At 45.2% G+C, this 25417-nt stretch carries 20 protein-coding genes; 11 read left to right on the top strand and 9 right to left on the bottom strand.

Annotated elements, in window-relative coordinates:
* Nucleotides 1-106: 106 nt before the first annotated feature.
* Nucleotides 107-232 (top strand): hypothetical protein, encoded by a 126-nt coding sequence (locus N39L_RS29635; RefSeq protein ID WP_286131355.1) that lies wholly within the window; start codon nt 107-109, stop codon nt 230-232.
* A gap of 87 nt (nt 233-319) precedes the next feature.
* On the opposite strand, the gene N39L_RS29640 is transcribed toward N39L_RS29635, so the two are convergent.
* Complete coding sequence (locus N39L_RS29640; protein ID WP_014277188.1) at nt 320-1462, bottom strand: SpoIID/LytB domain-containing protein; 1143 nt, start codon at nt 1460-1462, stop codon at nt 320-322.
* Nucleotides 1463-1582: 120 nt separating this feature from the next.
* Here N39L_RS29640 and N39L_RS29645 point away from each other — a divergent pair, with 120 nt between their 5' ends.
* Nucleotides 1583-3739: a Tex family protein gene (locus N39L_RS29645; protein WP_014277189.1), complete on the top strand. Its 2157-nt coding sequence runs from the start codon at nt 1583-1585 to the stop codon at nt 3737-3739.
* 26 nt (nt 3740-3765) lie between these two features.
* On the opposite strand, the gene N39L_RS29650 is transcribed toward N39L_RS29645, so the two are convergent.
* Nucleotides 3766-5370 carry a hypothetical protein gene (locus tag N39L_RS29650; protein WP_167538963.1) on the bottom strand — a complete coding sequence of 535 codons (1605 nt, stop codon included), beginning with the start codon at nt 5368-5370 and terminating at the stop codon, nt 3766-3768.
* A gap of 101 nt (nt 5371-5471) precedes the next feature.
* Here N39L_RS29650 and N39L_RS29655 point away from each other — a divergent pair, with 101 nt between their 5' ends.
* Genes N39L_RS29655 through N39L_RS29665 form a run of 3 tightly spaced genes read left to right on the top strand, consistent with a single transcriptional unit; the run spans nt 5472 to nt 7799 of the window.
* Nucleotides 5472-5627, top strand: a complete 156-nt coding sequence (locus N39L_RS29655) for a hypothetical protein (protein ID WP_231852024.1) — start codon at nt 5472-5474, stop codon at nt 5625-5627.
* Nucleotides 5612-6961 (top strand): serine hydrolase, encoded by a 1350-nt coding sequence (locus tag N39L_RS29660; RefSeq protein ID WP_014277192.1) that lies wholly within the window; start codon nt 5612-5614, stop codon nt 6959-6961. The genes N39L_RS29655 and N39L_RS29660 overlap by 16 nt, the downstream gene beginning before the upstream one ends.
* A gap of 4 nt (nt 6962-6965) precedes the next feature.
* Nucleotides 6966-7799, top strand: a complete 834-nt coding sequence (locus N39L_RS29665) for an alpha/beta fold hydrolase (protein WP_014277193.1) — start codon at nt 6966-6968, stop codon at nt 7797-7799.
* Nucleotides 7800-7821: 22 nt separating this feature from the next.
* On the opposite strand, the gene N39L_RS29670 is transcribed toward N39L_RS29665, so the two are convergent.
* The 4 genes from N39L_RS29670 to N39L_RS29685 all read right to left on the bottom strand — a co-directional run bounded on the left by N39L_RS29670 (nt 7822) and on the right by N39L_RS29685 (nt 12582).
* Entirely contained in the window at nt 7822-8088 is a 267-nt protein-coding gene (locus N39L_RS29670; protein WP_014277194.1) for a DUF1816 domain-containing protein, read from the bottom strand.
* A 160-nt stretch (nt 8089-8248) separates the two neighbouring features.
* Complete coding sequence (locus N39L_RS29675; protein WP_014277195.1) at nt 8249-10420, bottom strand: alkaline phosphatase D family protein; 2172 nt, start codon at nt 10418-10420, stop codon at nt 8249-8251.
* A 401-nt stretch (nt 10421-10821) separates the two neighbouring features.
* On the bottom strand, nt 10822-11751 hold the full coding sequence (locus tag N39L_RS29680) for a class I SAM-dependent methyltransferase (RefSeq protein WP_014277197.1): 930 nt from the start codon (nt 11749-11751) through the stop codon (nt 10822-10824).
* 36 nt (nt 11752-11787) lie between these two features.
* A complete protein-coding gene (locus tag N39L_RS29685) occupies nt 11788-12582 on the bottom strand; it encodes an alpha/beta fold hydrolase (protein WP_014277198.1) in 795 nt (264 codons plus the stop codon).
* Between the two features lie 453 nt (nt 12583-13035).
* On the opposite strand from N39L_RS29685, the gene metG reads away from it, so the two are divergent.
* The 4 genes from metG (at nt 13036) to N39L_RS29705 (ending at nt 17928) form a co-directional block, all read left to right on the top strand.
* Nucleotides 13036-14640 carry a methionine--tRNA ligase gene (gene metG, locus N39L_RS29690; RefSeq protein WP_006616868.1) on the top strand — a complete coding sequence of 535 codons (1605 nt, stop codon included), beginning with the start codon at nt 13036-13038 and terminating at the stop codon, nt 14638-14640.
* Nucleotides 14641-14770: 130 nt separating this feature from the next.
* The gene (locus N39L_RS29695) at nt 14771-15388 is read left to right on the top strand and encodes a LabA-like NYN domain-containing protein (RefSeq protein ID WP_006616867.1); all 618 of its coding nucleotides are present in this window, start codon (nt 14771-14773) and stop codon (nt 15386-15388) included.
* Between the two features lie 68 nt (nt 15389-15456).
* A complete protein-coding gene (gene lptC, locus N39L_RS29700; protein ID WP_286167367.1) occupies nt 15457-16575 on the top strand; it encodes an LPS export ABC transporter periplasmic protein LptC in 1119 nt (372 codons plus the stop codon).
* A gap of 348 nt (nt 16576-16923) precedes the next feature.
* Nucleotides 16924-17928 carry a phosphoribulokinase gene (locus N39L_RS29705; protein WP_006616865.1) on the top strand — a complete coding sequence of 335 codons (1005 nt, stop codon included), beginning with the start codon at nt 16924-16926 and terminating at the stop codon, nt 17926-17928.
* Nucleotides 17929-18484: 556 nt separating this feature from the next.
* Here N39L_RS29705 and N39L_RS29710 read toward each other — a convergent pair.
* The gene (locus tag N39L_RS29710) at nt 18485-20095 is read right to left on the bottom strand and encodes an outer membrane protein assembly factor BamB family protein (protein WP_014277200.1); all 1611 of its coding nucleotides are present in this window, start codon (nt 20093-20095) and stop codon (nt 18485-18487) included.
* A gap of 711 nt (nt 20096-20806) precedes the next feature.
* On the bottom strand, nt 20807-22297 hold the full coding sequence (locus N39L_RS29715) for an outer membrane protein assembly factor BamB (protein ID WP_014277203.1): 1491 nt from the start codon (nt 22295-22297) through the stop codon (nt 20807-20809).
* A 797-nt stretch (nt 22298-23094) separates the two neighbouring features.
* Between N39L_RS29715 and moaA the strand changes: the two genes are divergently transcribed.
* Nucleotides 23095-24084 (top strand): GTP 3',8-cyclase MoaA, encoded by a 990-nt coding sequence (gene moaA, locus N39L_RS29720; RefSeq protein ID WP_014277204.1) that lies wholly within the window; start codon nt 23095-23097, stop codon nt 24082-24084.
* Nucleotides 24085-24137: 53 nt separating this feature from the next.
* Here moaA and rpsD read toward each other — a convergent pair whose 3' ends face one another.
* On the bottom strand, nt 24138-24746 hold the full coding sequence (gene rpsD, locus N39L_RS29725) for a 30S ribosomal protein S4 (RefSeq protein ID WP_006618547.1): 609 nt from the start codon (nt 24744-24746) through the stop codon (nt 24138-24140).
* Nucleotides 24747-24888: 142 nt separating this feature from the next.
* Between rpsD and N39L_RS29730 the strand changes: the two genes are divergently transcribed.
* The gene (locus tag N39L_RS29730) at nt 24889-25410 is read left to right on the top strand and encodes a hypothetical protein (RefSeq protein ID WP_006618546.1); all 522 of its coding nucleotides are present in this window, start codon (nt 24889-24891) and stop codon (nt 25408-25410) included.
* The last annotated feature ends 7 nt before the right edge of the window (nt 25411-25417 follow it).

Here is a 25417-nt window from a genome sequence, read left to right on the forward strand (position 1 = left end):
AGATAGTCCTGGGGATGGAGAATTGACAGCAGAACCCGCCCCGACAATTATCAATTAATGACCAGGGATAGGGCGGGTTTATTCAGATAGTCCTGGGGATGGAGAATTGACAGCAGAACCCGCCCCTACAATTAATAATTATCAATTATCCGGTGGGCTGGGGCGGGTTTATTCAGATAGTCCTGGGGATGGAGAATTGACAGCAGAACCCGCCCCGACAATTATCAATTAATGACCAGGGATAGGGCGGGTTTATTTAGATGGTCGTGGGGATGGAGAATTCACAGCAGAACCCGCCCCGACAATTAATAATTATCAATTATTGGACTTGGATTCTAGCCAGAGTTGTATTTCGATAATAATGGGCGAGAATTTGCTGATAATTATATCCAGCATTAGCCAAATTATAAGCCCCCCATTGACTCAAACCCACACCATGACCAAAACCGCGACCAGTGACTATAAAATTGCCAGAAGCATTGTTACGATCGACCCTAAATCTGGTGCTACGCAACCCCAAAGCTCTAGCGATATCTTCACCGCTAATAGTGCGAGTTCCGCCACTTCCCACAACTCTCATGGAAATTACACTTCCAAAAGCTGAGGTTCTTTCGGGTGTCATAGACGAAACTTGACCAACTCCTGAAATGCGGTTACTAAGGTCATTAGTGGAAAAAGTCCTTGTCCATTCAAACACGGGAGAACCACTATCAAAATCTGGAACCCCGCGCAGATAGGGTAAGGGATTTTCCCAGACATCCTCAACATTTTCGGTGTGACCCCCAGAGGAAGAATGGAAAACAGCCAAAATCACCCGACCATTATAAGTTAACACCTGACCTGCTGTCGCCCTAACGGCAGTCTGAGTGGCTGGTGACTCCCCAGACACGCCACGATAGACCTGGTAGGTTTGAGTATCCCCTAAATCATAAATCTGACTGCTATTATTTTGGCGCTTATACAGTGCATAGGTCCGCGCCGCGACAGCTTGGGCTTTTAGGGCTTGAATGGGCCAATTTCCCCCCATTTCTGCCCCTAGGACACTGTAGAGATACTGATCGAGATCGACATAATTAATGGCCATTAACCCACCATTGCGCTGGATTAATAACACCCGTCCCCGATACCAATTATCACCGATCCAGACTTTGCCGTTTTGGGAGGGTTCCACCCAAATTTGACCGGCTTTCCATTGGCTGAGGGATACCTGACCTGATGCAGGTTTGGCGACAGTTGCGCCCATATTGGGGATTTGTCCTAAGACGTTACCGCTACCGTCGCGGACTGTTGCTGGGGTGGAACTTCCGACCTTAATATCATTGGTGTTAGTGGTTATGGCCACCCGCATTAATACGGAGGCGGCGGCTGGGGACATCATCAGCACCCACAGCAGCAGGGATAGCCACCCATAACGCTGGAGAGGACGAAGTAACAGTGAAGCCCAAAATATTCCTGAACTCATATATTAATTCTCAGATGTGCGAGATACTAACTTTGACTGTACACCCATATTCAGAGGGTAGCATTTACAATAACTTGGTATACCAATCTTAAGTCACAAAATCAAGTCGATTGAAAGTCTATGCTTAATATTACTCAAATTCTAGTTCAGGAACTTTCGTTAAAACCGGTTCAAGTTGAAAATACATTGGCATTATTTGCGGAAGGGGCGACTATTCCATTTATTGCACGTTATCGGAAAGAAAGGACGGGTTCCCTTGATGAAATTCAACTGCGAACTCTGGCGGAAAGATATGCTTATTTAACTGAACTTGAGGAACGAAAAACTAGCATTTTGGAGGCGATCGCCTCTCAGGGAAAACTCACGGATGAACTCCAGACCCAAATTGAGAACTGTTTGTTAAAAACTGAACTTGAGGATCTATATCTTCCCTATCGTCCCAAACGTCGCACCCGCGCGACTATGGCTAAGGAAAAAGGATTAGCACCCCTAGCTGAGTTGATTAGTTCCCTTAACCAACCCCAAGCGCCCACGGTTTCCCTAGAGTCAGAAGCGGCTAAATATATTGACGCAGAAAAGGGGGTTAAAACGGTGGCAGATGCCTTGGCTGGAGCCTCGGATATTTTGGCGGAACAGGTGGCAGAGACGGCGCTTTTAAGGGCAGATGTGCGCGATTTTTTAATCAATGATGGCGCGTTTATTTCGCGGATTAAAGATGATTACCCAGAAGGTTCGACGAAATTTGAAATGTATCGGAATTTTCGGGAAAATGTGATGGATATTAAACCCCATAACTTGTTGGCATTATTCCGGGGAGAAACTGAGGGGGTTCTCAAGGTTGATCTGGATTTTGATGAGGCTTTGGTGCTGCATCACTTAGAATCCCAAGTTATTCGCAGTAAAAATCGGGAGATTCGCAAGTTTTATCAGGAGATGATTAAAGATGCTTTTAATCGCCTGATGAAAAATTCGTTGATTGGTGAAATTAGGAGCGATCGCAAATCCTACGCAGACCTAGAATCTATTAAGACGTTTGAAGCTAATTTGCGGGAATTATTACTATCTCCACCAGCGGGAATGAAGCCTACTTTAGCCATTGACCCAGGTTTCAGGACAGGTTGCAAGGGGGCGGTATTGTCGGAAACTGGCAAGTTTTGCGAATATCAGGCAATTTTTCCCCACCAGTCACAGTCACAACGTCAACAAGCGACCAAAACGATTCAAGCCTTGATTAAAAAGTACAAAATCGCATTAATTGCTATTGGGAATGGTACGGCTGGACGGGAAACGGAAGAGTTTATTAAGGAGGCGATCGCCTCTTTAGAATCTCCACCTATTACGGTAATGGTAAACGAGTCTGGTGCTTCTATTTATTCGGCGAGTGATGTGGCGCGGGAAGAATTTGCGGATTTAGATTTGACAATTCGGGGGGCGATTAGTATTGGTCGCCGCCTCCAAGACCCGTTAGCAGAATTAGTTAAAATTGACCCAAAATCCATTGGTGTGGGACAATATCAACATGATGTTGACCAAAAATTGCTCAAGAAAAAACTTGATGAAACGGTAGAAAGTTGTGTAAACTATGTGGGCGTTGAATTAAATACGGCTTCCCAGCAACTCCTAACTTTTGTGTCGGGAATTACTCCCACTATCGCCCAAAATATTGTGAAATATCGCAATGAAAATGGAGCGTTTAAAAATCGTAAACAGCTTTTAAAGGTGGCGAAATTAGGGCCGAAAGCGTTTCAACAATCTGCCGGATTTTTGCGGATTCGTGGCGGTGTTAATCCGTTAGATAATACGGCGGTTCACCCAGAAAGTTATCCGGTAGTGGAACAAATTTTAGCGGATGTGGAAATCCCTTTAAATGCGATTACCAAAACTGCTGACAAACTCAAAAAAATCGACTTAAAAGGCTATGTAACAGATACGGTCGGCTTACCTACTCTCAAGGATATTATCGCTGAATTAGAGAAACCTGGACGAGACCCACGGGCTGAGTTTAAATATGCTACTTTCCGGGATGATATTAAAGAGGTGTCGGACTTGAAACCGGGAATGGAGTTAGAGGGAATTGTTACTAATGTGGTGAATTTTGGGGCTTTTGTAGATGTAGGAGTCCATCAAGATGGGTTAGTTCATATTTCCGAATTAGCCGATCGCTTTGTGGAAGACCCTCAAAAAATTGTCCGAGTCGGACAGGTGGTGAAAGTGAAGGTTTTGGAAGTCAACGAAAAGTTAAATCGGATTAGTTTATCGATGAGAATACGCAGTTAAACTCAGACTTACCCCCGGCTGTTTCCCTACAATTGCACGATCGCCAAAGGTTCTGTTAAAACTTGGTGATATTCTCGTGAGAGTTTATCAAGATATTGTAGGCACATTTCCGACCTTTCGAGGTTGACAAAATAGCTAGAGTCAACATCTTGGTAAAAAATCGCACCTTGGTTAATTATATCGATTTCAGGATGTTTGGATATGGGAACAATTAGGGGGGTGTCTAATTCTGAGGGAATGAACCCGGGGGGTAGTTGACCTTTGAGGATAGCTAAAATCTGAGATTTACAGCAACGAGTATTTACGCCTCTTTCTTCTAAACGAGTCATCACCTCTGGGATAGATAAAGGTAAATCGCCAAAGACCCGCAGCAGTTCACTCAATAAGAAATAATCCCCATATTGTTGGCTAGAATAATTCAATAATTCGGGAAATAAAGGAATCCTGGCTAAACCTTTGGCGATCGCATAATTACACCAAGATTCTGGATCAGTAATTGATATCATAGTCGCATTAGGTAACTTTTGCCGCAGCCATTGACTCAAGACGGACCATGAACCATTACCACCCCGACAAATTGCCCTTTTAATCCCTACGGGAGAAACCCCCACTTTACTAATGAGATTATTTAACTCTCGGTTCAGGTTCTGAACAAAAGGAACTAACACGCGACGCTGTAACTCATTACTGGTAACTTTGACCTCCTGACCCTGTAGAGAAATAGTGACATTTTTGCCGGCTTGTAAACTGGGTTTTTGGGATTCGATCGCATCGATTAAAGCTGATAAAATTAACTTTTGTTGAAGGCGATCGCGGTGAGTGCGTGGGGATGTCCCAGGAGTAGGTAGGACTAAATATGAACCATCCCAATCAATCATATTTTCGGCACAGAATTGACAAATAATATCCAAATTCACATCATAGCCACCATAGGTGACACTGACACCAAAACAGTCAGCATAAGTTAAATCATGATCCTGAGATATTCCGATCACCATTAACTCGGTGGTAGCAGCGCCAGCATCAATAATTAAGGTAGGTTCGTCTGTTGGAGATTCCGATTCATTTAACCAAGTAGCGATCGCATCTTCGACCATCCAAATTTGAGAGGGACTGTTGACCAAACCCGCCGCCAAAATGGTTTCCCGCAGATTAAAACCATAAGCATGGGAAGCCTGAGACGGACATCCTACCACGACCCCCGCTAAACTATCTAAAGCGGTTTTGAACTCCTGATCAGTTAAACCATTAGCAGCAGATTGATAGTTTTTCGGTAAAGTCAAATCACCATCTTGGCTGTTGATATTGTCACCCCCACCTTGAGGAGAAATAGTCGATAATAGCAACTGTAAAGCCTGCTTAAAGGTCCCTAAAAATAACTTTTGGGTTGGGGATACCTCAAGCATGGGACAGGGCGCATAATCCTCACCAAAATGATGGGGAATAGCCCAACTCAGATAAGGTTTAAATCCTTGTAAAACTTCTGTTTCCCCGGATTTTCGATGCAAGTGGACGCGACTGGGGAGGCGAAAAATGCGATCGCCTTCCTGAGAATCACTCAGCCAATATATAGGGTAAACAGTCTCAGTCAGGCGATCCAAAAGGGCCGCCGATATTCCGGTCGTCCCCACATCCAGCCCTAGATACCATCGATTTGAGGAATCGTCCCCAAGCGTGGATACAACAGATTGATCTGGGGGTAAATCCGATCCCCCTAGGCTTGGTGTTTCTGATGTCACTGTCCCGGCTGATTGAATGTTTCCTCAGTATATCCCAGGGTGATCACAAAAAAACTGGGAAATTTTCCCTAGGCGATCGCCCTATTGCCACAGTTCCTGCTATGATCCTTGCTGTTGGTGATGAGGAGAAACAATGGCTGCACAATTGACCAATTGTGCCTACTTAGGCAGTCCCAAACGTTTAAATCCACTCAAGTCCAAAACCCGGTGGCTTGGTGCTGTAGCCATTGCCGTCACTATTGGCTTAACTCAAACCTTACCTATGTTAGGGTCATCCTCAGAATTATATGGGGCTACTTCCCTCAATGAATTGATGAGCCTCCGGGACGAGTTATTGTATACCCTAGAAAACTCCCCAGAATCAGCAGGTAATTCCCGTCAATTAATGTCATTATTTCCTAACCATAGGCGGGAACCTTCTCAGCAGATGATCGAACAACTGCGCCGCCTGGACGTGCAAATTATGATTGAACAGCGGGCTAATGATAATTGGAAACAAGCGATCAGTTTAGCCAATCAAGCGGTGGCGATCGGCAAAAGTTCTCAGATATCTTGGGAAACGCGACAACAAATGGCTACCTTTTGGCAAAGAGCGATCGCCAATTTACAGGAAATTCCCCAGGATTCATTTTTAAACCCACAAGCTACCGCGAAAATTATCGAGTATCAAGACCGCTATAATAGCATCAAATTCCAGTTAAGAAATGCTCAATCGGAAATTTTAGAAGAAATTCGAGTTAGGAGTGGTTTATCGCGTAATGCGACCATCAGCGTTTGTAATTTAAACCGCCATTGTGCTAGTTTACGGGGTCATCAACCTCCGGCGAGTCCAGCTAGTTTAATTAAAGTTCCTGTGGCGATCGCCTTATTACACAAAGCGGCTGAGGAACAGGTGAGTTTTGACAAAGAAATCTATGTCGAGGGGGGTAATTTTACGGAAGATGCTTCGTCAATTCGCGCCCGCAAATCCTACTCTCTCCAAATGTTAATGGCTCAAATGATTGACCATAGTAGTAATATCGCGACTAATCAACTTATCGACTATTTGGGTTCTGATTATATCAATAAACTACTAGAAAGACATGGTTATAAACAAACGCGGGTGCAATTTAAACTCATGGGCGATCGGATTATGCCTTTTCGACCTGGTAGAGGTCGCAATAGCATGACCAGTGATGAACTCACGGAAATGATGGTAGAAATTTACAACTATGAACACCCCCACTCGGAACTATTAATTGAGGCTTTAAGTCATCAGTACGATCGCGAAATTGGTTATCAAGCCTTAGAAGGATTAAAAGCCCAGTGGTTAGGGGAAAAAACTGGTCAAAACTCTAGGGTAATTGGCACGACTTTAGCGGCTAGTATTGACGGGGAAAGGTATATTATTACGATTACCGATAACTCAGCCGGAAATATTCCCCAAGTCCGCAGAGCGATCGCTGGTATTGCGGAACATATTATCATGAGAGGGCAGTTATAAACAGATGAGTTTAGCTGTTTCCTTAAACTCAGAAATTCGCGGTCAAGGATTTCCGATACTGTGTCTTCATGGTCATCCTGGGTCAGGAGGCTGTATGTCCGTGTTTACAGATCACCTATCCCAAAACTATCAAACCATCGCCCCAGACCTGCGAGGCTATGGGAAAAGTCAGGTTAAACAACCCTTTGAGATGACCGATCATCTCGAAGATATCGAACAGCTTTTAGATGGCTTAAAAATAGATAAATGTTTAATTATCGGCTGGTCTTTGGGAGGTATACTCGCCCTAGAATTAGCATTAAGAAACCCGGAAAGGTTTACGGGATTAATTTTAGTGGCTACGTCTGGCTATCCCCGTGGGAACCATCCTCCGATTTCATGGGTAGATAATTTATTAACGGGAATTGCGGGGATGATTAATTGGATATGGCCAGGTAATCAGTGGAATATCAATTTTTTCGGTAAGCGATCGCTATTTCGCTACTTAATCCAACAGCATACACCCACCGCCTATAAATACATAGCCAAACAAGCCACACCCGCCTATTTACAAACCTCCAGACCAGCCACCATAGCCCTGAGACAAGCATTAAAAAACCGATATAACCGTCTAGCTGAGTTGGGAAATATTAGTTGTGATTGCCTAATATTAGCCGGAGAATGCGATCGACATATTACCGCCATCTCCAGTCAAGAAACGGCGGCAAACTTACCCAATTCGCAGTTTAACTGCTATCCCAACACAGCCCATTTATTCCCTTGGGAGATCCCCGATCAAGTGATCACCGATATCGATAACTGGATCAAAAACCATCCTAATATTGTTGATATCGGCTAATTTTCCCGCCCCAGTTAAGCCACTATGCCCACTGTAGGGGATTATCAAAATTTTGATCAAGATCCGCCGCCACGGTCAAAATATCAGGCTGACAGCGCTTAACTGCCACCTGTAGACCGGTAGCGCCTTCACCTTGAATATCCTCAATATAACCCGGTTCTGCTTCTTCCGCCTCATTTTCGGTAAGAAACGGCCCAAAGTAATAGGTACATCGAGGCATTTCGGTCATAATTTCAACCCAAAACGCCAACCCAAAAGTATTAAACTGGTTAACCACAAAATTTTTCATTGTTGTTGCCTGTGACCTAGGGGGATGAAGTTTTAACATAGAGTAGAGTCCTCAGCGTGCCCAAAAGCGACCCAATTAATCATGATCGCCACAAAACATAAATTTCCTATGAATTTTTACCGTTTGTTATAGTGCCTTGTATCAAATTTTTCAAGCCCAATTATTGAGGATTTACCACAAAGTCGCTGACCACTTGGGGTTGACGATTAATTACCCGGGCGGGAACCCTTTCGACATCGACCTGTGTATAAGGTTCGACCCCATAGGTGGTCACCCTAAGTTGTTGAGTATTGGGATCAATGACGAACTCGGTCCAGCCAAAAGTATGAGCGGCCAAATAGGAACCCGGAACTATTTCCTGTGCATCAATTCCCGAACCCTCCAAACCAATAGGATTATAACCCATATCTTCAAGGCGAGTATTTAGGAGATTCTCCACCAGGCGATCGCGTTCCCAGCGGGTCTGTAACCCCTCATAAGTCGCCTTTCCTTGTCGGGTTAGTTGCCATTCAGTGGCCCCATTAACAGCCACCGGACCCAAAGTAGCCCCCACTAGACCCGATCCTAAATCGGTCTGTACGCCCACCGGACCTACGGTAATTTCCATAGCATCTACGGGAATTTGCGGCCCGCCAAACTCCTCAGCAAATGTCAAATTATTAACTACAGTTCCGCCAACTCCGGCGGACACAAACACGACATTATCAATATTATTATCATCAATAAATTTCAGGAGTCTAGTGCGTTCAGCGGCGTATCCTTCCCAGCGATCGCTGGCACCCGGAATCCCCAAATTTTGCATAGGAACCGGAGAAAATATAAACTTCCAAGTTAAACCGGCAGCCTGTGCGCCTAGTAAATTTAACTGCAACTGTTGCAACTGAGTTCGTCCCAACATGGTTCGATTAGCATCAAAAGAATCCCGCAAAAATGCGTCAATATCTTCGGGAAAAGAGGTTTCTGCGACCTGTTCTAAGGGTGCATCCCGGAACGATCGCACATCCAACCAAAACGCGGCTGCATCATCTCCATAGGTAGTAACGCGAGACAGTTGTTCTCGGTTAGCGGTACGGCGATCGCTAATGTCTCCATAACTTTCCTGTCGCCGAGGTTGATAATCTAAAAAACCCGCCAACGCGGTCTCAAAAATCTCGCTGTTATTCAACCAATCACCCTCACCATCTGCCCCCAGACTACCACCGGCAAAATTATCGATGATTTCCCCATCATTCCACACCCCTAGCATAGAAGTTGCGACTCGCAAATTTCCCCAAGGATTCAAAGTCAGACGTTCCCGATAAATCTCATTATGTTTGGTGTGGAAATCTAACAAAGTTTCCGCCTGAGAAACACCTGGTAAATCAGGAGACTCGGTACTGGCAGAAATTGTATTTCCTAACTGTACAAAAAAATCTAGACCACGTTCTGGGGCATTTCTGACGGCGACATGAGGCATTAATTCCCCCTGAGAATCACCAGCAGCACCAAACCTTAATCCGCCTTGACTTCCCAAAGATAAAGGAGTGCGAAAAATACCGCGATCGCTTTCCCCCATAGCATTAGTAACCCGATAAAAATAAGGTGTCCCCGGCGTTAAATCGGACACAAATACCTTAACCGGAACCGTCGGATCAGAATTATTAGTAGTCAACGAGGAAACCACATTATTAAAATTCGGATCGGTGGCTGTTTCAAAAGTAATGGGACCCACCACAGTATTACGCGCCATTAAAATTGTGCTATTTTCCCTAGTATCTCCACTAGCGACACGGTTCGGAAAACTGGAACCATTCACCTCCAGAAAAGCACTAAAATCACGATTTTGAGCCGCTCCAATATCCAAATAATGCTCGATACCGGTCAGTTCATCACGTTCTACCCTCGCCGCCACATCAGGATTTCGGGCTAAATAATAATTAGGGTTATACAATACACTAGGGCGAAAATCCTCAAATTGACCGGCTTTGACAAAATGCTCGATCGCTGTGATATCTCCGGCTTCTATGGCTGCTTGAATAAAGGGGTATTCATCTATATAAAAATCCGTATTAAATAGAATGCTGGGATTGCGTCTTTCCCGCTGACCGAAATTAATAAAATGTTGAAAACCACTGGCGATCGCACCTACATTGACCAACGCCGCCACATCAGGATTAGTCGTCAAATAATATAATTCATCATAAAGCGGTGTCGGTTGTCTAACCTGAAACTGACCTGACTCGATAAAATGTTCAAAGCCACTACTAATAACTCCCAAATCAACTGCTTGCGCTACGTCAGGGTTATTGGCTAGATAAAACGATTCGCTGTAAAAATCTTCAGCGTTCAACATTCTTAATTACGCGATAAAAAATAATCATCCCGTAGGGGCGGGTTTATTAGTCTCATCCCTGGGGGGGGAGGAATTAGCAGAACCTATGAGGGCGGGTTTATTAATCTTGTCCCTGGGGGGGGAGGAATTAGCAGAACCTATGAGGGCGGGTTTATTAATCTTGTCCCTGGGGGGGGAGGAATTAGCAGAACCTATGAGGGCGGGTTTATTAATCTTGTCCCTGGGGGGGGAGGAATTAGCAGAACCTATGAGGGCGGGTTTATTAATCTTGTCCCTGGGGGGGGGAGGAATTAGCAGAACCTATGAGGGCGGGTTTATTAATCTTGTCCCTGGGGGGGGAGGAATTAGCAGAACCCGCCCCTACAATTAATAATTATCAATTGTCAATTGTCAATTATCAATTATCCATTGACTTTGGCGATCGCCGTATGATGACGGGGACTGTTGCAGACAATGGTAGGGGTGTGGAAACCTGCTGATTTGAAGGTTTCAACTAAATCTAGGGTGAAATACTGATCGAGATAGGGTTCGGTACTTTTTAGGAGGGTGAGGATATAGGGTGGCATTTTAGCGAATACCTCTGATTTGGGGTTCATATCCATAACCGCCAGATGTCCGTTAGGGCGCAATAGGCGGCGGGCTTCCTCAAATATATTTCGGGTGGCCTCTTGGGGGAGTTCATGACAGACCAGACAAAGGGAAACCAAATCAAAGGAGTGGTCTGGTAGACCTGTGGCTTCAGCGGGTGCGTGTACCCAAGTGGGGGGGTTATGGGAGGATTTTTGGTTAGTGTTATAGGCAGCGATCGCCAAAAAATAGGGGGACAAATCCACGCCTACCATAGTAGCATCAGGATAAATCTGCTGCATGGTATTGGTACTTAATCCGACACTACAGCCGAGATCGAGAATAGCTTTGGGGGGTTCGGGTAATACCTGCTGTAGTACATCATGATAACTTTGTCGTAGGCGATCGTCTCCCGCCACCCCAGCATCAGGCCAGATTTTGGCGTGAACCGCCAACGCCGCCACTTCCACCTCTACAGCAGCCTGCCAGCTTAAATTGCCGTTATCATAGGCATGAAAAGACCTTAAATAATATTCTGGATAAGCCAGATCAGACTTATTAACCTGCTGAAATTCCGGCGACCAGTCTCTCTGTAGGAGGGTATTGGCATGAGAGCGCCAAGGGACCCCCATTTTTTCAGCCCGATCAATCATCATCTGGCGGGCTTGATGTTTGGCGAACTTAGCTAGGGGTTGAATAGATAAAATACCATTGACCAGTCGCGATGCTGGTCCAATGGGTGGATTTTTAAAAGTTGTGGTCATATAGCCTGGTAATTAGCCTAAAAAATTTTTCCGTGCCTAATTTTGGCACACCAATTGGGTTTTAGTTAAATTCTGACCGAGATCATGATCTCGAATGATCTGACAAAGGTTAACATCAGTTTCTAACAGACAAGCATGGCCGCTGTTAGGGAGGATAACCATATTAGCTTTGGGTAGCTTCCTGGTTAAAAATTGAGCTTCTGTAATGGAGGGTAGCAATCTATCGGAACCACTGGCAATCACCAAAACGGGTAAATCTAGTTGACGGAGTTGGTCTGGTTGAATATCAAACGATCGCAGCAGTCCCAAGCGCCAACTGGAAGTACGTTGAGGGACAGATTGCATAGCCTCTAACAAGGCTTGGCGATCGCCGATAGTAATTCCTGGCAATTTAGCCAGAAACGGCAAGAATCCGATCATAGACAGGGGATATAACCAACTAGGTAGCCAGTCGGTCAAATGTGATCCCCATTCTATCCAAGGTTGTTGCTTGAAAGCAGAAGCCGGGTTAACTAAAATCAGACCTTTGAGTTGATCACGAATTTGCATAGCCACTTTCATCGCCAGACAACCGCCAAAGGACTCCCCGCATATATAAATATCTTGATTGAGGTTGAGGCTGAGTTCTTGTTGAATTAAAGCCACAGTGCGATCGGTTAATGTATCCCAATCGTTCACATCTTCGGGAGGAATAGTCAAACAGCGCAGGTTAAAAAACTGAGACAGTCGGCGCTGTTGGGTTCGCAGGAGGCGACCCGTACCATCCATCCCCGGTAAAAACAAAAATAGAGGTAGGTGCGACTGACCGGGTGTAGGGTTAAAAAAATACATCGTTGGCTAGATTGGGCAAATATAATGGTTTATGTTAGGTAGTTGATCCGGTTAACTCATTTTAGCTTAACATTACTTTACCTTCTTGCCACAGTCATTGAGATCCATCTATACCATCGGGGGAAACCATTAGACAGATGGGGATAAGTGGCTAACTACAGTGGGCGGGAAATATGACAATCAAGGGAGCCGACCCAGTTAATCGATCGCGCTCGTATCTCCATTGACCTTGTAGATATTGGCGAAAAAGTTAAGACTTCGTTGAGAATTTTTAACATTTTTTTAAAAAGTATTATCATTTATAGGCTTTAGTTTGAGATGGTCAAAACCGTATCAAAATTGTTGCTGTTTTGACTGGGGAGAGGGTTCTAGGTGCCAGGGCACCCGACTCCGCCCCGAAGGCAGATCAAACCTAAGTAAGATCAGTTTAAGAGAGAAACTTGTATATCAGTCATGGATGTGACACCAACAACTAAAAAGACGTTTTCCTTAACAACACCTCTATATTATGTCAATGATGTTCCCCATATTGGCAGCGCCTACACGACGATCGCCGCCGATGCGATCGCCCGTTGGAAGCGACTACAGGGATATGAAGTGCTGCTAATTACTGGTACCGATGAACACGGCCAGAAAATTCAAAGGACAGCAGAGGAGGCGGGATGTTCCCCCCAAGTTCACTGTGATCGGATAGTGAGCAGTTTTGAGAGTCTGTGGAAACTGCTGGAAATTCAGTATGATCGTTTTAGTCGGACTACCAGCCCCCGTCACGAGGCGATCGTCAGAGAATTTTTCCAAAGGGTTTGGGAAAATGAGGATATATATTTGAGCCAACAACAAGGCTGGTATTGTGTATCCTGTGAAGAGTTCAAAGAAAAACGGGAACTAATAGACGAGAAATATTGCCCCATTCACGTGAATAAAGAAGTAGAATGGAGGGACGAGCAGAACTATTTTTTCCGTCTATCAAAATATCAAAAACAGCTCGAAGCCCTTTATCATGATCACCCCGACTTCATCGGGCCAGAAAGTCGCCGGAATGAAGTGATCAGTTTTGTTAACCAAGGGTTACAGGATTTCTCCATTTCTAGGGTGAATCTTGACTGGGGTTTCCCAGTTCCCATTGATCCCAGTCAAACCCTATATGTTTGGTTTGATGCACTACTAGGATATGTGACCGCGCTAGTTGATCCCGACTCAGAACCCAGCCTTTCTGAAGCGATCGCTAAATGGTGGCCGATAGACCTGCACCTAATTGGTAAAGACATCTTACGCTTCCATGCTGTTTACTGGCCAGCGATGTTAATGTCTGCCGACTTACCTTTACCTGGTCGTATCTTTGGACACGGTTTTCTAACTAAAGATGGTAAAAAGATGGGTAAGAGTTTAGGCAATACCCTTAATCCCGTGGAGTTGGTGAACCAATATGGTACCGATGCTGTCCGTTACTATTTTTTAAAAGAGATAGAATTTGGACAAGACGGTGATTATAATCAGACCAGATTTATTAATACCCTAAACGCCGACCTCGCCAATGATCTGGGCAATTTACTTAACCGGACTATGAAAATGGCTGCCAAATACTTTGACGGTAGAGTTCCGGCGATCGCAGTAGATAATATCTCTGCAGACAATCACCTAAAATCCATTGGTAGTTCCCTCGGTAACACCGTTAGTCAATTCTATGAAAAACTGGCGTTTAGCCAAGTGTGTGAGGCGGTTCTGGTTCTAGTTCAAGCTGGTAACAAATATGTAGACGAACAAGCACCCTGGTCACTGTATAAACGAGGGGAACTATCAGCCCTGAGTGAAGTGATCTACTCGGTGCTTGAGTCAGTCCGCTTGGCGGCTTATTTGTTAGCGCCAATTGTGCCAAATCTTAGCACGGCTGTCTACCAGCAACTGGGATACTCAATGAATTTTCAAGATCCTGAAGGGGCAGCCAAAATCATGGGTTTGGATAGCCATGCTCACTGGGGTATTTTACCAAGCGAGCAAGTGCTGGGAGAAGGTAAACCGGTTTTTCAAAAGCTGGAATCACCCAGTGCTGTAGTCTGATAAATTGATCTCCCTGAGACTGACAGAGGCGATCGAGCAGATTTAATCCCTTAATTATTGATAACTCAATGTTTAATTGAGATACACCTATTTGATCAGCATCATAAATAATAAATGAGGTTTAAAAATCATGTTGAATCATATCAACAACAGTAGTAACGACATATTCACCCCTGAACAGATTTTAGAAAATCGAGGGCGTGTGGCGATATTTATCGATGGCTCGAATCTGTTTTATGCCGCTTTACAATTAGGCATTGAAATTGATTACACGAAATTATTGTGCCGGCTAACCAGTGGTTCGCGATTATTGCGATCGTTTTTCTATACTGGGGTCGATCGCACTAATGAAAAGCAACAGGGATTTTTGCTGTGGATGCGTCGCAATGGGTATCGGGTGGTTGCTAAGGACTTAGTACAACTGCCAGATGGTTCTAAAAAAGCTAACCTAGATGTAGAAATTGCCGTAGATATGATCGCTCTAGTGGGTGCTTATGATACGGCGGTGCTGGTTAGTGGTGATGGCGATTTAGCTTATGCGGTCGATTGTGTCAGCTATAGAGGTGTGCGGGTGGAAGTGATTAGTTTGCGATCGATGACTAGCGACAGTCTAATTAATGTAGCCGATCGCTATATTGATCTCGAAGCGATCAAAGACGAAATTCAAAAAACCCCCCGCAGTCCTGGATATAGCTACCGTCCCCTATCAAGCATCAGTTTGATTGATGGAAAGGTTGAAGGCGCGTGATTTTTAAGAACTCAAACTACAGCCAACAGACAATCCCTGCCTTGTTGGGCTTGGGGATTGGCCAAATTATGTTGCTGATGTTGGTAATTTCTGGCGGGGGACTGGTAGGGTGTCAATCCCCCCAACCTTCAGAACCAACTACTTCTGAGGATCGCCCCCCCTCAGAAGAGTTTGAGAACACCCTGACTCTGGAAGATGTGGTACTCGAACAAGTAGACGAAGAGGGTCAATTGCTGTGGCAGGTGGAGGCTAAACAAGCAAGTTATAGTCAAGATCAGAAAATTGCGACGGTGACTGAACCGGTGGGGGAATTGTTTGTCAAGGGTGAGTTACGCTATAAAATTGAAGCTAAACAGGGGGAACTGCACCAAGATGGTCAGCGACTGTTTCTCCGGGATGATATTGTGGCTGTTGATCTCGAAAATGGTATTGTCTTGCGCGGTCAGGAGTTGGAATGGATTGTTAATGAGCAAATTCTGATTGTTCGTGACAATGTGACCGGAGAACATGAAAAAATGCAGGCGATCGCTACTGAGGTGCAATTATTCAATGATGACAAGCGGGTGGAATTTTGGAACCAAGTGGTGATCAACTTTAAGGAAGTAGGGGTGCAGCTACGCACTGATCACGTGATCTGGCGATGGGAAGAAGAAAGATTTATTTCTGAGCGTCGGGTGGAAATCGATCGCCTAGAAAATCTGGTGGTTATTGATCGCGCCGTCGCTAAAAGTGCTGAACTAGATTTAACTACGGCTATAGCCACTTTCAAAGATAATGTTCAGATTGCCCTGTCTAACCCGCCATTACAGCTTTCCAGCGCTCAGTTACAGTGGAACTACCAAGAACAAACTCTTAATTCCCCAGGACCAATCACTATTATCGATCGCCAAGAGCAATTGACTTTTTCGGGTGATCAGGGTTGGGGAGATTTGGACAGCCAAATTTTTAACCTGATTGGTAATGTTCTGGGGGTGGCTGAAAACCGACAGGCTCAAATTAATGCTGATCTACTTACCTGGTATGTGCCACAACAAGCCTTTAAAGCAGAAGGTGATGTAATTTACCGCCAAGTTGACCCCCAGATGACTCTCCGGGGAGAAGTGGCTACGGGACAATTTTCTACTCAAACTGTGGTGGTCACTGGCGGAAATCAGGGCGATCGGGTAGTTACGGAAATTTTTCCCTAAACTAAATCCAATCATGCTGGCAATTGATGTTAAAATAGCCCCACACCACTTGTGAAGTCAATAACCCCTATTCTGGCTTCAATTTTTCTCGCGCTAAGTGAGAACGATTACATCTTGTAGGGATGATCCCCTTCTGGTAAAATCAATATCTAAAGTTAGTATAAAATACTTAGCTTACCAGATAACCAGGCCATTGTGTCAGTGGGGAGTCAGTAAGCTGTCTACCGATGGAGATTGGCTATACCTACATGGGTAGTCGCCAATTCTCAATTATGACACTGGTCTGGGTTGTCCTGCTCAAAATAGAGTGGTTGAGCTTGTAAACAGTTTTTTGCTTAGAGGGAACCTATGGTAAATCAGCCGGATCGCGTAGTTTTAATTGGTGTTGCTGGGGATTCCGGGTGCGGAAAATCTACCTTTTTGCGTCGTATAACAGATATCTTTGGAGAAGATTTTGTTACGGTCATCTGTTTAGATGATTATCATAGTCTCGATCGCAAGCAACGCAAGGAAACCGGGATTACCGCTCTCGATCCCCGCGCCAACAATTTTGACCTGATGTATGAGCAGATTAAAACGCTCAAAAGTGGTCAATCTATCAATAAACCTATCTATAACCATGAAACTGGTCTGATCGATCCGCCAGAACGTATCGATCCTAATCACATTGTGGTTATTGAAGGTCTACACCCCTTGTATGATGAGCGTGTCAGAGGTCTGTTAGACTTTAGCGTTTACCTCGATATTAGTGATGAGGTCAAAATCTCCTGGAAAATACAGCGGGATATGGCCGAACGGGGACACCGCTATGAGGATGTTCTGGCTTCTATTAATGCTCGTCGTCCTGACTTTGAAGCCTATATCGATCCTCAGAAGCAATATGCAGATGTGGTCATCCAAATTCTACCTACCCAATTGATTCCTGGTGATAAGGAACACAAAGTCCTACGGGTGCGCCTGATGCAGCGCGATGGAGTAGAAGGTTTTGAACCGGCTTATCTTTTTGATGAGGGTTCCACTATTAACTGGACTCCTTGCGGTCGTAAGCTGACTTGTTCTTATCCCGGTATCAAGATGTTCTATGGGCCTGATGCTTACTATGGCAATGAGGTCTCTGTACTAGAGGTTGATGGGAAGTTCGATAACCTCGAAGAGATGATCTACGTTGAAGGTCACATGAGCAATATTGCTACGAAATACTATGGTGAACTAACTCATCTGTTGCGGGAACACCAAGATTACCCGGGTTCTAATGATGGCACTGGACTGTTCCAGGTTCTGGTCGGTCTGAAAATGAGAGCCACTTATGAACGCTTGGTCGGAAAAGGTGAAAAAGTGGCGGCGGCTGTTTAGCTATAAGCTCTCAACATTTCATTTCAACTCGCCCTTGGCTATTCGCTGGGGGCTTGTTGTTACTCTCGTGTTGATTTTTTAGTCAATTCCTGAGATTGACTCCCCAGGGGTTGACAAGGGGAGGCGATCGCGGTTATAATATTGACATATTCTTGAATAATAAAATATTGGCACAAATAAAAAAATTGCAACTATCCCATTATATTAGAAGTATAGCAGCAACGCCGGCAAAAGGCAACCCCCCCTCAAAAAAAGGCCGATTTTTTCACAAAACTTTACAAAACTTTACAAATACTTAATCAGGGGGGGGTTGACAAGGGGAGGCGATCGCGGTTAGAATATTGACATATTCTGAAATAATGGAATATTGCCACAAATAAAAAAATTGCAACTATCCCATTATACTAGGAGTATAGCAGCAACGCCGGCAAAAGGCAACCCCCCCCTCAAAAAAAGGCCGATTTTTTCACAAAACTTTACAAAACTTTACAAAAGTTAACATAATCCCTAGCTTGATAACTCAAGTTGGGGGAAAAAGGACAGGGGAGGTTAGTTGTTATTTGACAGCGTAGAGGTGATTATCGCCACTACCAAAATAGACAACCCCGCCTGAAACGGCTGGGGAAGAGCCAATCCAATTTTCTGTTCTAAATTTCCAGCGTTCCTGTCCAGTGTTAACATCTAGGGCGTAGAGGTGATTATCGTAACTGCCAAAATAGACAACGCCGGCTGAGACGGCTGGGGAAGAGTCAATCACAGCTTGTGTTCTGAAGCGCCAGCGTTCCTGTCCAGTGTTAACATCTAGGGCGTAGAGGTGATTATCGTGACTGCCAAAATAGACAACGCCGGCTGAGACGGCTGGGGAAGAGAAAATACCATCTCCTGTTCTAAATTTCCAGCGTTCTTGTCCAGTGTTAACATCTAGGGCGTAGAGGTGATTATCGTGACTGCCAAAATAGACAACGCCGGCTGAGACGGCTGGGGAAGAGAAAATACCATCTCCTGTTCTGAAGCGCCAGCGTTCCTGTCCAGTGTTAACATCTAGGGCGTAGAGGTGATTATCGTGACTGCCAAAATAGACAACCCCGGCTGAGACGGCTGGGGAAGAGCCAATCACAGCTTGTGTTCTGAAGCGCCAGCGTTCCTGTCCAGTGTTAGCATCTAGGGCATAAAGGTAATTATCGTGACTGCCAAAATAGACAATTCCTTCAGAGACGGCTGGGGAAGAGCCAATCACAGCTTGTGTTCTGAAGCGCCAGCGTTCCTGTCCAGTGTTAGCATCTAGGGCGTAGAGGTTACCATCGTGACTGCCAAAATAGACAATTCCTTCAGAGACGGCTGGGGAAGAGGAAATCACAGCTTGTGTTCTGAAGCGCCAGCGTTCCTGTCCAGTGTTAGCATCTAGGGCATAAAGGTGTCTATCCCAACTGCCAAAATAGACAATTCCTTCAGAGACGGCTGGGGAAGAGGAAATCGCAGCTTGTGTGCTAAACCTCCACACCAGTTGAGTCAATTCTGTGGGTCCACCTGGAGGATAGACTCCAGTTCGCTCTAGATTACCCCGAAACATGGTTGCACCGTCGCGTTGCATCTGCCAACTCCAGATAGCACTGGGGGATCGGGTTCTGAGGGCAGGGATAAACTGGCTGCCAATTGCCAAACCACCGACTACGAGGACTAATGTTGTGGCTGCACCCACGAGTCCCCACTGCCATAGTTTCAGGGGGGGACGAGTTGCGGGAACTACTACACCCATGGCTGATAAGACTTGACTAGCATTCTGCCAACGCAGGTCGGGGTTGGGAGTGACCATCTGTTCCAAAATGGCGTTGAGTTGGTCACTAATTAAACAGTGCTTATCCCAGTCCCAGTCGGGGTGGCGGCGGCGGGGACTGGGGACTTGTCCGGTGAGCAATTCCAGGGCTACTAAACCTAGGTCGTAAATATCTTGAGTCGGAGAACCGCTGACATTGGGGTTGTGTTTGAGTAAGAGAATTGTCTGTTGCCCTTCTTGTTGCAAGGTCTGCAAGGAAATCTTTTGATGGGCTTTTCCCTGACTGTGTAGGGGAACTAACTGGATTAAGACGGTTTCCAGGATGGCTTTAACTTCCGGTTCGGATAGTCTACGTTGGCTCCGATGATTTAAAACTTCATAGTAGGATATCATGACTGACTAGAGTTTGTGATTTAATTAAGTTTAACAAAATATTGGTTTTTACGCGGTCTAAATGTCGATCGCCGATTTCCGGGTAAGAGTTCTAAAAAAGGATGTAACACTTTGGCGGTGATGGCTGGATAAACAGCCAGATAGAAATGAATCCCAAAAAAGCGATTGCACCCCCCCAGATTCTTCTGGTGTTGATTTTTTAGTCAATATCTGAGATTGACTCCCAAGGAGTTGACAAGGGGAGGCGATCGCGGTTATAATATTGACATATTTTTAAATAATATAATATTGCCACAAATAAAAAAATTGCAAATGTCCCATTATATAAAGAGTATAGCAGCAACCCCGGCAAAAGGCAACCCCCCCCTCAAAAAAGGCCGATTTTTTCACAAAACTTTACAAAACTTTACAAATACTTAATCAGGGGGGGTTGACAAGGGGAGGCGATCGCGGTTATAATATTGACATATTTTTAAATAATATAATATTGCCACAAATAAAAAAATTGCAAATATCCCATTATATAAGGAGTATAGCAGCAACCCCGGCAAAAGGCAACCCCCCCCTCAAAAAAGGCCGATTTTTTCACAAAACTTTACAAAACTTTACAAAAGTTAATATAATTCCAGGTCTGAGAACTCAAGTTGGGGGAAATAAGGAGAGGGGAGGGGAGGGGAGGGGAGGGGAGGGGAGGGGAGGGGAGGTTAGTTGTTATTTGACAGCGTAGAGGTGATTATCGCCACTACCAAAATAGACGATGCCGTTTGAGACGGCTGGGGAAGAGCGAATCCAATTTTCTGTTTGAAAGCGCGAGGGTTGTTGTCCGGTGTTAGCATCTAGGGCGTAGAGGTGACTATCGGCACTGCCAAAATAGACGATGCCGTTTGAGACGGCTGGGGAAGAGCGAATCCAATTTTCTGTTTGAAAGCGCGAGGGTTGTTGTCCGGTGTTAGCATCTAGGGCGTAGAGGTGACTATCGGCACTGCCAAAATAGACAATGCCTTCCGAGACGGCTGGGGAAGAGTCAATCACAGCTTGTGTTGTAAAGTGCCAGAGTTGTTGTCCGGTGTTAGCATCTAGGGCGTAGAGGTGATTATCGCCACTGCCAAAATAGACAACGCCGGCTTCAATGACTGGGGAAGAGGGAATATCACTTTCTGTTTGAAAGTGCCAGAGTTGTTGTCCGGTGTTAGCATCTAGGGCGTAGAGGTGATTATCGCCACTGCCAAAATAGACGATGCCTTCCGAGACGGCTGGGGAAGAGGGAATATCACTTTCTGTTTGAAAGTGCCAGAGTTGTTGTCCGGTGTTAGCATCTAGGGCGTAGAGATGATTATCGCCACTGCCAAAATAGACGATGCCTTCCGAGACAGTTGGGGAAGAGTCAATCCAACCTTGTGTTTGAAAGCGCCAGCGTTCCTTTCCAGTTTTAGCATCTAGGGCGTAGAGGTGATTATCCCGACTGCCAAAATAGATAACCCTTTCCGAGACGGCTGGGGAAGAGCGAATGGAACTTTCTGCGGTAAACTTCCACAGGAGTCGAGTCAATTCTGTGGGTCCGCCTGGAGGATAGACTCCGGTTCGCTCTAGATTACCCCGAAACATGGCAGTATTCTCCTGTTCAATCTGCCAACTCCAGATAGGACTGGGAACTAGGGGTCTGAGGGCGGGAATAAACTGGCTACCAATTGCCAAACCACCGACTAGGACGACTAATGTTGTGGCCGCACCCACCAGTCTCCACTGCGATGGTTTCAGGGGGGGAGGAGGGGTGGGAACTACTAAGCCCATGGCTGATAAGACTTGACTAGCATTCTGCCAACGCTGGTCGGGGTTGGGAGTGACCATGTGTTCCAAAATGGCGTTGAGTTGGTGGCTGATTAAACAGTGGTGATTCCAGTCCCAGGTTAGGTCAATGCGGCGGGGACTGGGGACTTGTCCGGTGAGCAATTCGAGGGCTACTAAACCTAAGTCGTAAATATCTTGGGTTGGATAAGCGCTGATATTGGGGTGTTCTGGGGGCAACAGAATCGTCTGTTCCCCTTGTTGTTGCAAGGTTTGCAAGGAAATATTTTGATGGGCTTTTCCCTGACGGTGCAGAGGTACTAACTGGATTAAGATGGTTTGGAGGATGGCTTGAACTTCGGGTTCGGATAGTCGGTGCTGAGGCCGATCGCTTAAAATTTGACAGTAGGATATCATGACTGACTAGAGTTGGTAATTTAATTGGGTTTAAGGAGAAATTTTGGGCCACCCTGTCTAAATATCGATCGCCGATTTCCGGGCAAAAGTTCTAAAAAAGGATGTAACACTTTGGCGGTCACGCCTGGATGAACAGCCAGATAGAAATGAATCCTAAAAGAGCGATCGCTACGTTATTATTCTAATACGGCATTCGTGCTTTACAAACAGGGTTAATTCCTGGAGATTATGTGATTTTTTGACTGTTACTAAGTTGGCAACCAGATTAATGCAGCAATTGACTGGTGCTGTTGAGATAGGGATTCCCCTCTTGGTTAATGTCAGCTTCAACATTAGGGGGGTTGACAAGGGGTGGCGATCGCGGTAGAATATTGACATATTCTTACATAATGGAACATTGCCACAAATAAAAAAATTGCAACTATCCGATTATATTAGAAGTATAGCAGCAACCCCAGCAAAAGGCAACCCCCCCTCAAAAAAAAGCCGATTTTTTCACAAAACTTTACAAAACTTTACAAATACTTAATCAGGGGGGGTTGACAAGGGGTGGCGATCGCGGTATAATATTGACATATTCTTATATAATGGAATATTGCCACAAATAAAAAAATTGCAACTATCCCATTATATTAGAAGTATAGCAGCAACCCCAGCAAAAGGCAACCCCCCCTCAAAAAAAAGCCGATTTTTTCACAAAACTTTACAAAACTTTACAAAAGTTTACAAAATCCCAGTACAGAGCTGATGGGTAACAATATACAGAGCAAGGGCAAAGTTAGCAAAAAAACCACCAGATGAATAATGTTGTTGATTATCTTCGAGTGAGCCTAATAGATCGGTGTAACTTTCGATGCCAGTATTGTATGCCGGAGGGGGCAGAAATTGACTATATCCTAGAGATGGACTTACTGACTAACTGGGAACTGCTGAAGCTGCTAAGGGAAGTTTTTATCCCGGTGGGGTTCACTAAGTTTCGTCTAACGGGGGGTGAACCGTTGCTGCGTCCTGGGGTAACGGAATTAGTGTCAAAAATCGCGGGATTCCCGGAAACGGAGGATCTATCAATGACGACTAATGGTTTTTTGCTATCCCCGATGGCAGAATCTCTTTATCAGGCAGGTTTAAGGCGGATTAATATTAGCTTAGACTCTCTAGTACCTGAGATTTTTAATCAAATTATTGGTAATCGTGGGCGCGATCGCTGGCGACAGGTTTGGGACGGAATCCAATCGGCTTATCGGGTAGGGTTCAACCCACTGAAGCTGAATGTGGTGGTAATTCCGGGGGTAAATGACGATGAAATCCTAGATTTAGCAGGGTTAACGATAGACCGGGATTGGCACGTTCGGTTTATCGAATTTATGCCTATTGGCAATGGCGAGTTATTTGGCGATCGCGGTTGGGTAGCATCGGAAAAGCTGAGAGAGGAAATTCGGGAGCGTTGGGGTTTAGCAGAATCCCAGGTACGAGGGAACGGACCAGCAGATATATTTCAAATTCCGGGTGCTAAGGGAACCCTAGGATTTATCAGCCAGATGTCGGAATGTTTTTGCGATCGCTGTAACCGAATGCGCCTATCGGCGGATGGTTGGTTAAGGCCTTGCTTACTGAATGAAACGGGTCAGATCGACCTAAAAACGGCTTTACGGGAGGGTGTTCCGGTGGAGGACCTACAAAAACAGGTTAGGGATTTGCTAGGTATGAAACCGGAAATCAATTTTAAGGACAGGGATACAGGAAGCTCCCAGGGATATAGCCGCACGATGTCGCAAATTGGTGGTTAATGGAATTGATATTCTCCCGTTAGAAAGTTTGTTTAACGGGAGAATGCCAATAATTAAGCCATACGGGAATAGTATTCAACGACGAGTAGTTCATTGATGGAAAGAGCGACCCATTCTCTTTCAATCACACCATTTACTGTAGCAGTGAGATTATTTTTATCTAACTCCAAATGGCTAGGGACGTTAGCTAAACCAGGATACTGAAGATTAGCTTTGACCATTTCGCGAGATTTGTCTCTATTTCTCACGCCAATGATTTCGCCCGGACGGCACTGATAGCTGGCAATATCTACAACTTTACCGTTAACGGTGATATGACCGTGGTTAACTAACTGTCGGGCTGCGGGGATAGTGGGAGCCATACCGAGACGGAACACGGTGTTATCCAAACGCATTTCTAGGTATTGCAGCAAGACTTGACCGGTGGAACCGGAGGCGCGACGGGCTTTGCGGACATAACGCAACAGTTGTCGTTCAGACAAACCATAGTTAAACCGGAGTTTTTGCTTTTCTTCTAAACGAACTGCATATTCTGAACGTTTGCGGCGAGCTTGACCGTGCTGACCAGGGGGATAGGCACGTCGGGCTGTTTTCCGGGTGAGTCCGGGAAGATCCCCTAAACGACGTGCAACCCGAAGCCGGGGTCCTCGATATCGAGACATCTAAGTTCCTCTCAACATAAAAATTTCACCAATCTTCTATTATAAGTTCTTGAAACGAAAATGGGCAAGATGTAAAGGCGATCGCTTTGAAAAACAGGCGGTGGTATGATGAGCGAAAATTTGATTAGCTATATTGAAGCAAATGTTGAATTCCCAAAAATTGGCTTGGGGTCTTCCCCTGACAGTAGTTAGCCTGTTATGGGCTATGATTCCGGTAAAATCGGCGGCTCAAGGTTTCCCGTCTTATCGGTTGACGGTTGAGGCTGATTATGCTAGATGTGTGAGAGAATTGGAGGATGCTGGGGTGTCTCCTCGGGCTACAGCGACGGCTTGTGGTATGGCGATTAGACCTACAAGTATTGGTGAGTGCGTGACTCTTATTACTCGTGATGCTGGTATCGCTGGGGATGAGGCGGTTTTGGGATGTATGAGTGTTCGCCGCCCGCAGGAGTTGGCTAATTGTGTGGTTAATATTACTAGGAGCAATAGTGAGGCTAATGCTTTAACTGTGTTGGAAGGTTGCGGTCGCTCTCTTCTACCGGAACGTTATGCTTCTTGTGTGGTGGGAATGGGTAGCGGTAGCACGGAATTTGCTGTTAATGACTTACTTAGGGTTTGTCTAAATCCCCCAGAACAGTTTAGTGATATGGATAGGAGATTTTAAATAGTTG

The organism is Limnospira platensis NIES-39, assembly GCF_026000695.1.
GTDB classification, from domain to species: domain Bacteria; phylum Cyanobacteriota; class Cyanobacteriia; order Cyanobacteriales; family Microcoleaceae; genus Limnospira; species Limnospira platensis.